The sequence below is a fragment of the Defluviitalea phaphyphila genome (assembly GCF_001466305.1).
In the GTDB taxonomy this organism is placed as follows: domain Bacteria; phylum Bacillota; class Clostridia; order Lachnospirales; family Defluviitaleaceae; genus Defluviitalea_A; species Defluviitalea_A phaphyphila.
The window spans coordinates 83,755-97,156 of sequence record NZ_JWID01000009.1 but is presented as its reverse complement, the minus strand read 5'-3'; the positions used below and the strand labels follow the sequence as shown (position 1 = coordinate 97,156).

Below are 13,402 nucleotides of genomic sequence, written 5' to 3'. Positions count from 1 at the left end.
TAGTTTTCAAGGATCAAATTTTGTTGTTTTTTCGACAACGACATGTATTGTATCACAGCTTTTACTTTATGTCAACAACTTTTTTAATATTTTTTTAATTTTTTAACTGGCGGAGAAGGAGGGATTCGAACCCTCGCACCGCTGTTAACGACCTACTCCCTTTCCAGGGGAGCCCCTTCAACCACTTGGGTACTTCTCCTAAAACAAAGTGGTCTCTTTTAAAAACAATATATAACATAATGATACATAACGGAGAGGGTGGGATTCGAACCCACGGCCCCTTTCGGAGTCACTGGTTTTCAAGACCAGCTCCTTAAACCGCTCGGACACCTCTCCATTTTTTATCGCTTTCGCAAGCGCCTATATAAAATAACACATTCTAAATATGTTGTCAAGATATTTTATTAATTTTTTTTACAAAATATCCTCCTTTGTATTAATTTTTAATTATTATTATTCTGCTTACGACTTTTTATTATTATTTCTCCTATATATAAATCATGAGGAGTTGTTATTTTTATATTATCATATTTCCCTTCTATTATTTTTACCTTTTGACCTATTCTTTCTACTAACATTGCATCATCTGTTCCTAAAAAATTATCTTGTTCTGCTTTGTTATATGCTTTTATTATTATATGTTTTTTAAATGCTTGTGGAGTTTGTACTGACCATAAATTTTCTCTATTAGGAGTATTTTTTATATATCCATCTTCATCAGAAACTTTTATTGTATCCTTTACTTTAACAGCAATAACACAACTCCCATATTGCTTTGCTCCTTCTATACTTTTTTTTATTTCTTCAATAGATACAAAGGGTCTTGCTCCATCATGTATTAAAACAATATCTGTTTTTGAAGAAATATTTTTTAAACCATTATATACAGATTCTTGTCTTTCTTTTCCTCCTTCAACAATATTTAAATTTTTACTTAGGTTATATTTTTGTATTATTTCTTTTTTGAAGTATTCTATTTCTTCTTTAGAAATAACAACAATTATATCATTAATTAAACCTGAATTAATAAATTTTTCAATAGTATGAACAATAATTGGTTTATTATTTATCTTTAAATATTGTTTATTAACTCCCTTCCCCATCCTTTTACCTTGTCCTGCTGCTGGTATAATTACTGTAATGTATTCTAAAAAATCCTTATTCATATCTATCCCCTTTAAACTTTATTATTTAAAAACTCTGAAGTATTACTCCAGAGTTTTTTCTTCTTTTGTTTTTGTAAAAATCATTCTCCCTGCTGCCGTTTGAAGTACACTGGTAACAAATACCTTTATTGTTTCTCCTATATAACGATGTCCTCCTTCTACCACAATCATTGTTCCATCATTTAAATACCCTATACCTTGTCCATTTTCTTTTCCGTCTTTTATTATGGTTACTTCCATATCTTCCCCTGGAAGCACAACTGGCTTAATTGCATTAGCCAGTTCATTAATATTAAATACAAATACTCCTTGAAAATCTGCCACTTTATTTAAATTAAAATCATTTGTTACTATTATAGCATCCATTTGTTGTGCCATTTTTAATAATTTACTATCTACTTCTGTAATATCTTTATAATCTAATTCTACGATTTCTACTGGAACTTTAAGTTGTTTTTGTATTTCGTTTAAAATATCAAGTCCTCTTCTTCCCCTATTTCTTTTTAAAGCATCAGATGAGTCTGCTATATGTCTAAGTTCTTCTAATACAAAATTAGGAATTAATATTTTTCCTTCTATAAGGCCTGTCTTTAAAATATCTAAAATTCTTCCATCAATAATAACGCTAGTATCTAAAATTTTAGGCTTTGCCAAGCCATGTTCATTAGTAGCACAAGTTTCTAGTATCTTTATTTCTTCTTTTTTTCTTTGAGCTATTTCATATCCTAAATATCCTAGAACTAAATTTAATGCTAGTACAATTAAAGTCCCTACAATACGATACTGTAAAACAGCAATTCCTAATAAATTAGCCAATACCAATCCAATTAAAATTCCACCTACATTAATTAGAATTTCTTTTAAACTCATACTAAGAAATGTTTCTTCTAAGATTTTAATCTTATTAAATATTTTCTCAGCAATAATAGAAGATATTGTAATATAAAATAAAATAATTACTAATATTGTAACACTCAAAGATAGTATTAAATCTAAATTATAATGTCTTTGCTCAAAAAAGTTAATGTTTTCTAAATATTCATTATATAGAAAACTGCATAAAACATAAGATAAGCTTCCAAATATTATAGAAAGAGCTATTCTTAATATTTTTTTCATTTTCTCACCTCCTTTTAATTATAGACTTGTAATTACTATTTTAAACAAATTTTAGTAAAAAGGGAAGAGTTTTTTTAATTTTATTTAAACACTTTCTCCTAATTTTAAATTGGGAATAGCATTTAAATCTAACCCATGCCTAATTCCTTTAATATATTCAAAATAAGCCGCACTTCCAATCATAGCCGCATTATCTGTACATAATATAGGAGATGGATATTGAAGAAAAATATTTTCTCTCTCACAAACTTTATTCATAGCTTGTCTAAGTCCAGTATTAGCTGAAACTCCTCCTGCTAAGGCGATCTTATTTATATTTTTTAACTTAGCTGCTTGAATAGTTTTATCTACTAAAACATCTATTATAGCCTGTTGAAAACTAGCAGCTACATTTTCTTTTCTGACACATTCTCCTGTCATTTTACACTTATTTAAATAATTTAATACAGCAGATTTTAATCCACTAAAACTAAAATCTAATGAACCATCTTCCATATATGCTCTAGGAAATTCTATAGAATGAGGATCTCCTTCTTTTGCTAATTTATCAATTTTAGGACCTCCAGGATATCCTAATCCAATAGCTCTTGCAATTTTGTCATAAGCTTCTCCTGCCGCATCATCTCTTGTCTTACCAAGTATTTCATAATCTCCATAATCTTTAACATATACAAGGTGAGTATGCCCTCCCGATACTATAAGACATATAAATGGAGGAGCAAAATCCTTATTTTCTATATAATTAGCTGATATATGTCCTTCTATATGATGTACCCCTATTAATGGTTTTTTAGTAGCAAAAGCTAAAGCTTTTGCAGTAGATAACCCTACTAATAATGCTCCAACTAAACCAGGCCCATAAGTAACACCTATAGCATTTATATCTTTTAAATTTATTCCCGACTTTTCTATAGCTTCATTTATAACAATATTAATTTTTTTAATATGATTTCTAGAGGCAATTTCTGGTACAACTCCTCCATATTTTTTATGAAGATTTATTTGAGATGAAATCACATTAGATAAAACATATCTTCCATTTTTCACTACTGAAGCTGCTGTTTCATCACAAGAAGTTTCTATTGCTAATATATAAATATCTTTTTGCATTGTCATAATTATATATCCTCCGATATTTCAAATTTATCTACTATTTCCCAACCTAATATTTTCCATGTATTATCTTCTTGTTTACGTAAATAATATTCTAAATAATTATCTGTATTTCCATTTGTATATTGAACAACTTTAATCTTGGCAATACTTTTATTATTTTCTTCATACACTGCTGATTTTTGTTTTATGCCGATAACTTTAAATCCATTTTTCTTATATTCTTCTATTGTTGCTTTTACTTTTTTTACCTGTTCTTCTAATGGATTTATTTCTAATAAATCTAAATCAAATAGATTTCTTTGAAGAATAACTAAAGTTTCTACTTCTTCTAACTTTACTTCTCCTCCATATAAATAAGCTATGATTTGATTATTTCTCGTTATTACATCTTCAGGGTTACTAAATTCTTCTTTTTCTATATTAAGATTTATTATTTTATCAAATTCACTTATCTCACTTTCTTTATCTTTTAATTTATTTTCATTTAAAGAAACATAATATAAAAACAAACAAAATATAATAATTATTATTCCTATAACTTTTCTCATTAAAATTCCTCTCTTTCTATAAGCTATAGGATTTATAAATTTAACTTTTCAAAATTTTAATCATATATTTTTTTATTATAATAAACATAGTGCTTTATAAATCCTAGACCAATTAAAACTGAACTCAAAATAATTTTATAGTAATTAATAAATTTTTCTTGATAAAATAAAATATTCTTAATTTCTTTTATTGCATTATTTATATAATCATATACCATATTAATTTTAGGGCCTATAATTTGAATCCAATCTTTTAAATTATAATTTTGAGCAAAATATTCTAATGCAGATTCTCTATAAATAAATAGTAAAATTCCCGTCCAAAAAAATAAAGAAATCGTTCCTAAAAATACTGGTGTAATAACAGTATCTATAGATACAGTTTTTTTCGTATAATAATCTACTTTGATATTTTTTATTCTTTTCATCACTTTAGTTTCAAATCCTTCAGGAGCTTCTACTTTAGCAAAATTTTGTAATCCTTCAACAATTTTTTGATAAATAAAAAACTCTCCTTTACACTCAGAACACTCTTTTATATGCTTATCTAATTTATTTCTTTCTTCATCTATAAGTACTCCATCCATATATTTCATAAATAGCTCCTTAACTTCATTACAATTCATATATTTCACCCTCCTTTGAAAGATAGTTCTTTAACATTTTTCTAGCTCTAAATATACGATTTTTTACTTTAGATAAAGGTTCATTTATAACATTGGCTATTTCTTGATAAGATAGTCCTTGCTGATGAAATAGAATTATAGGGATTTTATACATATCTGGAAGAGTATTTAAGGCATCTCTTACTTCTTTTGACCTTTCTTGCCTTAAATATCCTTCTTCTGGACTTTCGTTTGTTGAAGTTTCATGAAGCATATCTTCTATATAAATTGGAGATTGTTTTTGCTTTCTTCTTGCATCAATAACTAAATTAGTAGTAATTTTCATAACCCAAGTAGAAAACTTATACTTAGGATTATATTTATCTAAATTTTTATAAATCTTTATAAATACTTCTTGAGCTAAATCATTTGCTTCTTCAGAATCACTAACCATTCTTAAAATAATTGAATATACTAAATTTTTATATCTAGATATTAGCTCTTCAAACATTTCTTTTTCTCCGTTAAGGCAACGTTGAACAATTTCATAATCTTCCATATGTTTCACCGCCAATATACCAGCTATTAAATGTTTAAATATACTTAAAATATAAAAAAATTATATCATAATATAAATAAGTTTTTATTAATAAAATGTTAAACTTTTCATCATAAGTGTCTTTCCTATTATTGTATTTGGGAAAATATCAGTAGCGATTTTTATAAATTGGTCTGGTTCTTTTAAAGCAGGACTAAAATGAGTAAGCCACAATTCTTTTACTTCAGCTTCTTTAGCTAAAGTAGCTGCCTCTGAAAAAGTCATATGCTTATTCTTATAAGCTTGAATTTTATCTTCTTCATCTCCATACATGCCCTCACATATAAACAAATCTGAATTTTTAATAGAATTTACAAGTCCAGTGGTAGGTCTACTATCAGTACAATATGATACTTTTATACCTTTTCTTTTATTTCCTAGAACCATATCAGGAGTATAATATTTATTATTCCACTCAACTGCCTCTCCATCTTGAAGTTTTTTCCAATAAGTTACAGGTATTCCTAATTTAATTGCCTTTTCCGGATTAAATTTTGATTTTCTTTCTAATTCTATAACATAGGCAAAACAAGAAATAGTATGTTCTACTGGTACTGTTTTTACAAAAAGTCCCTTTTGTATTTCAAGTCTTGTTTCTTCTTCTTTTAATTCAATATAATTTAATTCAAAAGGTAAATCCGGTGCTATTACAGTTAATCCTTCTACAACTTTTTTAAGCCCTACTGGTCCAATCAAAGTAAGTGGTTCTGTTCTCCCTGAATTCCCTATTGTTAGTAAAAGTCCCCCAAGTCCTGTAACATGGTCTCCATGATAATGAGTAAAACATATAGTATCTATTGTTTTAAATCCCCATCCTAACATTTTTAATGTAATTTGAGTTCCTTCTCCACAATCAACTAAAATTTTTCTTCCATTACATCTTACTAATAAAGCTGTAAGCCATCTATTTGGAAGAGGCATCATCCCACCAGTTCCTAAAAGACATACATCTAGCATAAAATTTCTCCTTTAAATAATTTTTTTACAATATATCCATTATATCTTTAATATTAATATCAATTGTATCAAAAAATATCTTTACTATAAACACCCCTTGCTTTTTTTTTTAATATATGATATTAATTATAAATGCAAAACATTTGCATTTACTATATTGGTAGGAGGTTTTATTTATGAAAAAAATTATAATTTTTGCTTCTATAATAAGCATTTTGACTTTAAATTTATTTGGATGTTCTTCTCAAGAAGAGAGTTCTGATGAAAAAAATGATACTATTAGCGTATACACTAGTATATACCCATTATATGATTTTGCACAAAAAATCGGACAAGATAAAGTAGAAGTAAATCTCATAGTGCCTCCCGGAGCTGAACCTCATGATTGGGAACCTTCTGCAAAATTAATAGGTAAAATAGAAAATTCTGATATTCTAATTTATAATGGTGCAGGAATGGAATTTTGGATTGAAAAAATAATAGGGTCTATTAATAATTCTAATTTAACTATTGTAAATTCTTCAGAAAATGTTGAACTTTTAAAATTAAACAAAGATAATCTTGACCATGAAGATACTCTTGAAGATGAAGATGAGCATAACCATGGTGAATATGACCCTCATATCTGGTTAGACCCACTTAATGCAATAATTCAATCTGAAAATATTAAAAATGCTTTAATTAAAGTTGATTCTCAAAATAAGGATTTTTATGAAACTAATTTTAATGAATTAAAAAATAAACTTCTTGCTCTTGATGAAAAATATCGTTCTACTTTATCAAAGTTACCTAAAAAAGAAATAGTAGTATCTCATGCTGCTTTTGGATATATGGCAAATAGATATGGGCTTAAACAAATTTATATTTCAGGTTTATCTCCACAAGCTGAACCAACGCCCTCTCAAATGGCGGAAATTGCTAATATAATTAAAGAACATGATATTAAATATATATTTTTTGAAACCTTATCCAATCCAAAATTGGCTGAAGTTATTGCAGAAGAAACTGGTGCTAAACCTTTAGTACTTAATCCTCTAGGTAGTTTAACTCAGGAAGAATTGGATAATAATAAAGATTATTTTTCTATTATGGAAGAAAATTTAGATTCTCTTCAACAAGCTTTAGGAGAGTGAACAAATTGAATAATATATTGGAAATTAAAAATCTATCTTTTGCTTATGACAATAATAATTTAATATTAGATAATATTAATTTTACTATAAATTCTGGAGAATATGTAGGGATAGTAGGTCCTAACGGAGCCGGAAAAAGTACTTTAATAAAAATAATTCTTGGATTATTAAAACCTACTAAAGGGGAAGTTAAACTTTTAGGTCAAAACATAGAAAGTTTTAATAACTGGAGTAAAATAGGATATGTGGCACAAAAAGCTGCTTCTTTTAACAGTAGTTTTCCAGCTACTGTTGAAGAAGTAGTTTCTGCTAATTTATATCCTAAAATAGGACTTTTCAAAAGAATTAAAAAGAAGCACATGGAAAAAGTTTATGAAGTGCTTAAAGTAGTTCAAATGGAAAAATACGGGAAAAGATTAATAGGTAATCTCTCTGGTGGACAACAACAAAGGGTTTTTATAGCTAGAGCATTAGTTAGCTCACCAGAAATTATATTTTTAGATGAACCTACTGTTGGAATTGATATACACTCTCAAGAAAATTTTTATAATCTTTTAGAAGAACTTAATAGTAAAATGAATATTACTATTGTTATGATTACTCATGATATAGGTATGATTACAAAAAAAGCAAATAGTGTTGCTTATGTTGGTGGTAAAAAATTAATAGTTCATAATGCAAACTCCGATATTCCTTTATCCCATGTATTAAGGGAAATATATGGAGATGAAATGCATCTTTTACATCATCTTTAAAAATTACAGGGAGAGTTGCACAATGTTTGAAATATTACAGTTTGGTTTTATGCAAAGAGCTATTATAGCTGGAATTATTATTGGTATTTTATGTCCTCTTATTGGTATTTTTATAGTCCTTAGAAGAATGTCTCTTATTGGAGATGGATTATCTCATGTTGCTCTTTCTGGAGTTGCAACTGGAATGATTTTAAATGTATCTCCTTTAGCTACTACTCTTATTTTTTCTATTACTGCTGCTCTTGCTATTGAAAAATTAAGAAAAACCTACAATAAATATGCAGAACTTTCTATCTCAATAATAATGTCTTGTGGAATAGGTTTAGCTGTTATTTTAGTTAGCTTAGCTAAATCTATAAACTTTGATTTATTTGGGTATTTATTTGGGAATATTACAACAGTTCTCCCCTCTGATTTATGGATAATTTTAGGTTTAGGAATTTTTGTTGTTATCTCTATCTTTCTTTTATATAAGGAACTTTTTTACTTAGCTTTTGATGAAGAAGCTGCTAGATTATCAGGAGTTCCTATTAAGGCGATTAATTTATTTTTTATAATATTAATTGCTATTACTATTACTTTATCCATGCGTATTGTTGGAATATTATTAGTATCTTCTCTTATGATTCTTCCTGTAGCTGCAAGTCTACAAATTGCTAATAGCTTTAAACAAGCTACTTTTCTTTCTATATTATTTGCTGAAATATCAGTTATATTAGGTATTATTATTTCATATTATTTTGAACTAGCTTCTGGAGGAACGATTGTTTTAATATCTGTATTAATTCTCATACTTGTCCTATTAATAAAAGCCAAAAAAGAGGTGAAAATTTAATCTTTTCCCTCTTTTTTGGCTTTTATACATTCTTTACAGTAGCCATATAATTCAAAATTATGGTCTGTTAAAACAAAATCCTTATTTTTTAATTCAAGTTCCAAATTTTCTAAAGGACAAAAATCAATAATTTCTGATTTACCACAGCTTTTACAAATAAAATGATGATGATGCCCTTTGTGACAAACTAATTTATATTTAGAAGCTTCACCACTAATATTTATTTTATGAATTATTTGAGTTCTTTCAAGTATCTCTAAATTTCTATATATTGTTGAAAAATTAGTCTTTGAATATATTTTTTTAGTTTTTTCATATATTTGCTCTGCTGATAGAATATGTCCTTTATAGTCTATTAAAACATCTAATATTGCTTTTCTTTGATTTGTTAGTTTGTATCCCTTACTTTTTAAATTCTTTTTTATTTCATTTAAATTCATCTTTTGTCACTCCTATGACCATGAACTACATAACTCTTTATATGGAAATCTTAAATGTTTTAATCCATTTTTCATAACAGTGTTGACAAATATCAAAATCGTCTTTTTTTCCATCTTTATTTGAATTATACCCCCAAACTTTTTCTACATGAAGATAGTCTTCAAAATGCTCATGATTATCTTTTTTTATCTTTTGTCCACATATATTACAATAAACTTCTTCTAGTATTTCTTTCTCCACGGATATTTTTTTATATTTTCTCATGTTTACCCTCCACCAAATCTTTTTCCTACTATGCAAAACTTGGTTATTATATAATAATATTATACCCCTTAGATTCTCTCATGTATAGAGGTAATATTTGATTTGATTTGAGGTTTTTGTAAACATATTTATATATTTTTACTTCATTGTAATATTATTTTTATTTCTATTTAAACTTATTTTATAAAATCTTTTTAATTTATCATATACCTTCCCATGAATACTTTCTTTAGAAAATTTACCTTTTTCATTTTTATTCCCTGCTGCAACACCCATTAATATTTCCATTCCTTCATTAACATGAGATATAGGATAAATATGAAATTTTCCCTGTTTTACTGCTTCAATTACTTCATCATTTAAAACTAAATCTTTTATATTTTGATAAGGTATAATAACCCCTTGTTCTCCTGTTAACCCTTTAGATTTACAAAATTTAAAAAATCCTTCTATTTTATATGATACTCCACCAATAGGCTGAATCTCTCCTTTTTGATTAATAGACCCTGTTACTGCTATCCCTTGATTAATAGGAATTCCACTAAGGCTTGATAATATAGCATATAGTTCTGCACTAGAAGCACTATCTCCATCTATACCATAGTAATTTTGTTCAAAACAAATTCTACAAGAAAGAGTAAGAGGAAAATCTTGTGCATAAGTTTCTCCTAAATATCCTGCTAATACATGAACTCCTTTATCATGAATTTTCCCACTCATTTCAGATTCTTTTTCAATATTTATAATTCCTGACTGTCCTATATAGGTAGTAGCTGTAATTTTAGATGGTTTTGCAAATTTATAATCTCCTGTATCTATTACTGCAAGACCATTTATTTGTCCTATTTTTTCTCCATGACAGTCTATCATTATTATATTTTCTTTTATCATTTCTTCTATTTTTTCTTGTGATAAATTACAACGCTTCTCTTTTTCTATTATAGCTTTTTTAATATATTCAGCTGTCACAATATCTTTCCCATCAATTTTAGCCCAAGTATTAGCTTCATATAATATTTCTACAATATTATTGAAATTAGTTGTCAATTTTTCTTGATTTTCTACCATTCTAGAAGAATATTCTATTAATTTAATAACAGCTTCCTTATCAAAGGGATACATATTTTCTTTAATACAAAAAGCGTGAATAAATCTAGCTAACATCTTAATATTTTCTAAATTATTTGCCATCTCTATATCAAAATCTGCTCTAATTTTAAATAATTTTTTAAAATCATCATCATATTCATATAAATAATTATATATTTCTCTACTTCCTATTAAAATTACTTTTACTTCTATTGGTATAGGTTCAGGTTTTAAAGAGGAAACAGTGGAAATTCCTATAAGATCTCTTAAGTTTTCTATTTTTACTTCTTTAGTTTTTAATACTCTTTTTAATGCTTCCCAAGATTCAGCATTCTTTAAAACATCAATAGCTTGTAATATTAGATATCCTCCATTAGCTTGATGAAATAAACCAGGTTTAATTTTAGTAAAATCCGTTACTAAATTACCTAACTCATTTTCATATTCTATTTTACCTATTAGTTTATTATATGTTGGATGAAAATCTATAATAACAGGAGCCCCTTCAAGATTACTATTATCTACAAAAAGATTTACTCTATATTTTATAATCAAATCTTCAATATTCTTTTTAATTACAAAAGGTAATACTGAAGATATTTGACTATCTTCTTCATTATCTAAAAACTCTTTTATATTTGCTAAAATATCTTCTTGAACATATTCTAAATATTTAATAACTTTATCAAATTTTTTATATTTTTCTTTTAAATAATCAATACGTTTACCTACTGTAATTAACCCAATGTTATATTCTAAATTTTCTATTTTTTCTTGAACGTTTTCTTCTAATTTTTTTAATTCTTTTATAATTTGTGCTACCTTTTTCTTAGCTTCATCTGCAATTTCTAATATCTCACTTTTTTTATCTTCATCTAAATTTTCATATTCATTATCATCTATAGGTTCTCCATCAATAACAGGAATAAAATAAATTCCTGTATCCATTATTTTCATTTCACATCCTACTTCTTTAGCCGCATCTTTAATCTTCTTTATTAATTCATCCCTATAACTCTGATAATCTTTTAGTATTTGAGATTTTTCCTTTTCATAATCTTCTTCATTAAAAACTTTTGGTATTTTTACTAGTAGAAATTCTATTAGTTCGTCCATGTCATCTTTAAATTCTTTTCCTAATCCTTTAGGAAAATTCAAAGCTAAAGGGCTACTAGGATTGGCATAATTATATACATAACACCAATCATCAGGAGTATCAGATTTTTTTGCAATTTTTTCTGTGTAAGTTTTAGCATAACTAGTTTTTCCTAACCCTGTTGGTCCTGATATATAAATGTTATAACCCTTCCTGTTTATCTCTAAACCAAATTCAATTGCTTTTACTGCTTTTTCTTGCCCTATAACTCCTTCTAAGGGTTCTAATTCATCTGTAGTATCAAACTCAAGTTTTGAAGGATCAATATATTTTTTTAATTCTTTATACGTTAATTCCCTAAAATTCTTCATATTTTCACTCCTTTCTCTATATTATTATATTCAAAACCAATTTTTCTTCTCCTAATTTTTTAAAATATCTTTAAATATTTTAAAAAATTTTGAAATATTTAAATTTCTAAATAAAAAAACGCCTTCTAAATTTAGAAGACGTTTTTAAATATATTTCCACATAATAATTGCATCTTCTCCAGTATCTTCGTAATATCTTTTTCTTACTCCTTTGTTTTTAAAACCAAACTTTGTATATAAATTTATGGCAATTGTATTACTTTTTCTAACTTCTAAGGTGATAGATGTTAATTTTCTTTTTTTACATTCTTTTATTAAACTATTTACTAATAATTCTCCAAAACCTTTTCCTCTAAACTTTGGATGTACCGCTATATTTGTTATGTGTCCTTCATCTAAAATAATCCACATACCAGCGTATCCTGCTATATCATCTCCATCTAAAACTAAAATATAGTACGCCAAATCATTTTCTTCTATTTCTTTTCTCAAAGATTCTTTAGACCAAGGCATACTAAAACATAATTTTTCAATTTCATAAACTTTATTTATATGTTTTTTCTCCATGGGAATTACTTTCACCATAAGATTCCTCTTTCTATTTTTTGTTTCTCTTATTCTCGTATTCTCTTTCTGCTTGAGATTTTCTTAAATAAAAAGGGGAAAATTCCATACTATCTTCAAATTTTCCTTCTTTAGCTAAAATCATAGCCAAACTTCCTATAGAAGACGCTCTTTGCATATTACAAGATTGCGGAGCAAAAAAAACTTCATCTGAAGTCATTTTTTCTTTTATTACTTCCTTATATACTAAAACTCCATCTCCTAAAAAAATCACTGGTCTATTATATCCTTTAGCTAAATCTATACATTCATCTATTGAAACTGCTAAGTAATCCGACTCTCTTTTTAAATTATCTTTTTCCCATAGATAAAATGCAGTATATACTTGATTTCTTCTAGCATCCATAATAGGGCATATTAAATAATTAGTATATGTAATATTATATGCCAATCCATCTAAAGTCGGAACTCCTATTATTGGTTTATTTAAACCATAAGCTAGTCCCTTTGCAGTAGCTACTCCTATTCTAAGTCCTGTAAAGGAACCAGGTCCACTAGCAGTGGCGATATAATCTATAGACTCTAAATCTAATTCTACTTTTTTACATATATCACTAATGATAGGCAAAAGAGTCTGTGAATGAGTTTTTTTATAATTCATAGTAAATTCTATAAGTAATTTATCATCTTCTACAATTGCAGCAGAAGCTACATTCCCTGATGAATCTAATGCTAATATCTTCAC

The 13,402-nt window shown here is 26.9% G+C and carries 15 protein-coding genes and 2 tRNA genes; 3 read left to right on the top strand and 14 right to left on the bottom strand.

Going from position 1 to position 13,402, the window contains the following annotated elements; all coding sequences use genetic code 11:
- Positions 1–107: 107 nt before the first annotated feature.
- The 9 genes from OM90_RS07700 to OM90_RS07660 form a co-directional block, all read right to left on the bottom strand.
- Positions 108–199, bottom strand: a tRNA-Ser gene (locus tag OM90_RS07700).
- Between the two features lie 51 nt (positions 200–250).
- Positions 251–336, bottom strand: a tRNA-Ser gene (locus tag OM90_RS07695).
- A 107-nt stretch (positions 337–443) separates the two neighbouring features.
- Positions 444–1,166: a 2-C-methyl-D-erythritol 4-phosphate cytidylyltransferase gene (gene ispD / locus OM90_RS07690; protein WP_058486316.1), complete on the bottom strand. Its 723-nt coding sequence runs from the start codon at positions 1,164–1,166 to the stop codon at positions 444–446.
- 42 nt (positions 1,167–1,208) lie between these two features.
- Complete coding sequence (locus tag OM90_RS07685; RefSeq protein WP_058486315.1) at positions 1,209–2,285, bottom strand: PIN/TRAM domain-containing protein; 1,077 nt, start codon at positions 2,283–2,285, stop codon at positions 1,209–1,211.
- An 84-nt stretch (positions 2,286–2,369) separates the two neighbouring features.
- Positions 2,370–3,401: a tRNA (adenosine(37)-N6)-threonylcarbamoyltransferase complex transferase subunit TsaD gene (gene tsaD / locus OM90_RS07680; protein ID WP_058486314.1), complete on the bottom strand. Its 1,032-nt coding sequence runs from the start codon at positions 3,399–3,401 to the stop codon at positions 2,370–2,372.
- Positions 3,402–3,403: 2 nt separating this feature from the next.
- Positions 3,404–3,949 carry a DUF6715 family protein gene (locus OM90_RS07675; protein ID WP_058486313.1) on the bottom strand — a complete coding sequence of 182 codons (546 nt, stop codon included), beginning with the start codon at positions 3,947–3,949 and terminating at the stop codon, positions 3,404–3,406.
- 56 nt (positions 3,950–4,005) lie between these two features.
- Positions 4,006–4,575 carry an anti-sigma factor family protein gene (locus tag OM90_RS07670; protein ID WP_058486312.1) on the bottom strand — a complete coding sequence of 190 codons (570 nt, stop codon included), beginning with the start codon at positions 4,573–4,575 and terminating at the stop codon, positions 4,006–4,008.
- Positions 4,565–5,113 (bottom strand): RNA polymerase sigma factor, encoded by a 549-nt coding sequence (locus OM90_RS07665; protein WP_058486311.1) that lies wholly within the window; start codon positions 5,111–5,113, stop codon positions 4,565–4,567. Before OM90_RS07665 ends, OM90_RS07670 begins: the two co-directional genes overlap by 11 nt.
- A gap of 87 nt (positions 5,114–5,200) precedes the next feature.
- Positions 5,201–6,109: a ribonuclease Z gene (locus OM90_RS07660; RefSeq protein ID WP_058486310.1), complete on the bottom strand. Its 909-nt coding sequence runs from the start codon at positions 6,107–6,109 to the stop codon at positions 5,201–5,203.
- Between the two features lie 176 nt (positions 6,110–6,285).
- Between OM90_RS07660 and OM90_RS07655 the strand changes: the two genes are divergently transcribed.
- Genes OM90_RS07655 through OM90_RS07645 form a run of 3 tightly spaced genes read left to right on the top strand, consistent with a single transcriptional unit; the run spans position 6,286 to position 8,832 of the window.
- Entirely contained in the window at positions 6,286–7,242 is a 957-nt protein-coding gene (locus tag OM90_RS07655) for a metal ABC transporter substrate-binding protein (protein ID WP_058486309.1), read from the top strand.
- Positions 7,243–7,247: 5 nt separating this feature from the next.
- A complete protein-coding gene (locus OM90_RS07650; RefSeq protein WP_058486308.1) occupies positions 7,248–7,997 on the top strand; it encodes a metal ABC transporter ATP-binding protein in 750 nt (249 codons plus the stop codon).
- A gap of 22 nt (positions 7,998–8,019) precedes the next feature.
- On the top strand, positions 8,020–8,832 hold the full coding sequence (locus OM90_RS07645; RefSeq protein ID WP_058486307.1) for a metal ABC transporter permease: 813 nt from the start codon (positions 8,020–8,022) through the stop codon (positions 8,830–8,832).
- On the opposite strand, the gene OM90_RS07640 is transcribed toward OM90_RS07645, so the two are convergent.
- The 5 genes from OM90_RS07640 to tsaB form a co-directional block, all read right to left on the bottom strand.
- Entirely contained in the window at positions 8,829–9,272 is a 444-nt protein-coding gene (locus OM90_RS07640) for a Fur family transcriptional regulator (RefSeq protein WP_058486306.1), read from the bottom strand. The genes OM90_RS07645 and OM90_RS07640 overlap by 4 nt on opposite strands.
- A 37-nt stretch (positions 9,273–9,309) precedes the next feature.
- Positions 9,310–9,537 (bottom strand): hypothetical protein, encoded by a 228-nt coding sequence (locus OM90_RS07635; protein ID WP_058486305.1) that lies wholly within the window; start codon positions 9,535–9,537, stop codon positions 9,310–9,312.
- A gap of 138 nt (positions 9,538–9,675) precedes the next feature.
- Positions 9,676–12,093 (bottom strand): ATP-binding protein, encoded by a 2,418-nt coding sequence (locus OM90_RS07630; RefSeq protein ID WP_058486304.1) that lies wholly within the window; start codon positions 12,091–12,093, stop codon positions 9,676–9,678.
- Between the two features lie 144 nt (positions 12,094–12,237).
- Positions 12,238–12,678: a ribosomal protein S18-alanine N-acetyltransferase gene (gene rimI / locus OM90_RS07625; protein WP_058486303.1), complete on the bottom strand. Its 441-nt coding sequence runs from the start codon at positions 12,676–12,678 to the stop codon at positions 12,238–12,240.
- A 13-nt stretch (positions 12,679–12,691) separates the two neighbouring features.
- The gene (gene tsaB / locus OM90_RS07620; RefSeq protein ID WP_058486302.1) at positions 12,692–13,402 is read right to left on the bottom strand and encodes a tRNA (adenosine(37)-N6)-threonylcarbamoyltransferase complex dimerization subunit type 1 TsaB; all 711 of its coding nucleotides are present in this window, start codon (positions 13,400–13,402) and stop codon (positions 12,692–12,694) included.

What these genes read in the sequence shown, in the direction of transcription:
- OM90_RS07685 (WP_058486315.1), bottom strand. Translation starts at nt 2,285, where the DNA reads ATGAAAAAAATATTAAGAATAGCTCTTTCTATAATATTTGGAAGCTTA.
- tsaD (WP_058486314.1), bottom strand. Translation starts at nt 3,401, where the DNA reads ATGACAATGCAAAAAGATATTTATATATTAGCAATAGAAACTTCTTGT.
- OM90_RS07675 (WP_058486313.1), bottom strand. Translation starts at nt 3,949, where the DNA reads ATGAGAAAAGTTATAGGAATAATAATTATTATATTTTGTTTGTTTTTA.
- OM90_RS07670 (WP_058486312.1), bottom strand. Translation starts at nt 4,575, where the DNA reads ATGAATTGTAATGAAGTTAAGGAGCTATTTATGAAATATATGGATGGA.
- OM90_RS07655 (WP_058486309.1), top strand. Translation starts at nt 6,286, where the DNA reads ATGAAAAAAATTATAATTTTTGCTTCTATAATAAGCATTTTGACTTTA.
- OM90_RS07660 (WP_058486310.1), bottom strand. Translation starts at nt 6,109, where the DNA reads ATGCTAGATGTATGTCTTTTAGGAACTGGTGGGATGATGCCTCTTCCA.
- OM90_RS07640 (WP_058486306.1), bottom strand. Translation starts at nt 9,272, where the DNA reads ATGAATTTAAATGAAATAAAAAAGAATTTAAAAAGTAAGGGATACAAA.
- OM90_RS07665 (WP_058486311.1), bottom strand. Translation starts at nt 5,113, where the DNA reads ATGGAAGATTATGAAATTGTTCAACGTTGCCTTAACGGAGAAAAAGAA.
- OM90_RS07630 (WP_058486304.1), bottom strand. Translation starts at nt 12,093, where the DNA reads ATGAAGAATTTTAGGGAATTAACGTATAAAGAATTAAAAAAATATATT.
- OM90_RS07635 (WP_058486305.1), bottom strand. Translation starts at nt 9,537, where the DNA reads ATGAGAAAATATAAAAAAATATCCGTGGAGAAAGAAATACTAGAAGAA.
- ispD (WP_058486316.1), bottom strand. Translation starts at nt 1,166, where the DNA reads ATGAATAAGGATTTTTTAGAATACATTACAGTAATTATACCAGCAGCA.
- rimI (WP_058486303.1), bottom strand. Translation starts at nt 12,678, where the DNA reads ATGGTGAAAGTAATTCCCATGGAGAAAAAACATATAAATAAAGTTTAT.
- OM90_RS07645 (WP_058486307.1), top strand. Translation starts at nt 8,020, where the DNA reads ATGTTTGAAATATTACAGTTTGGTTTTATGCAAAGAGCTATTATAGCT.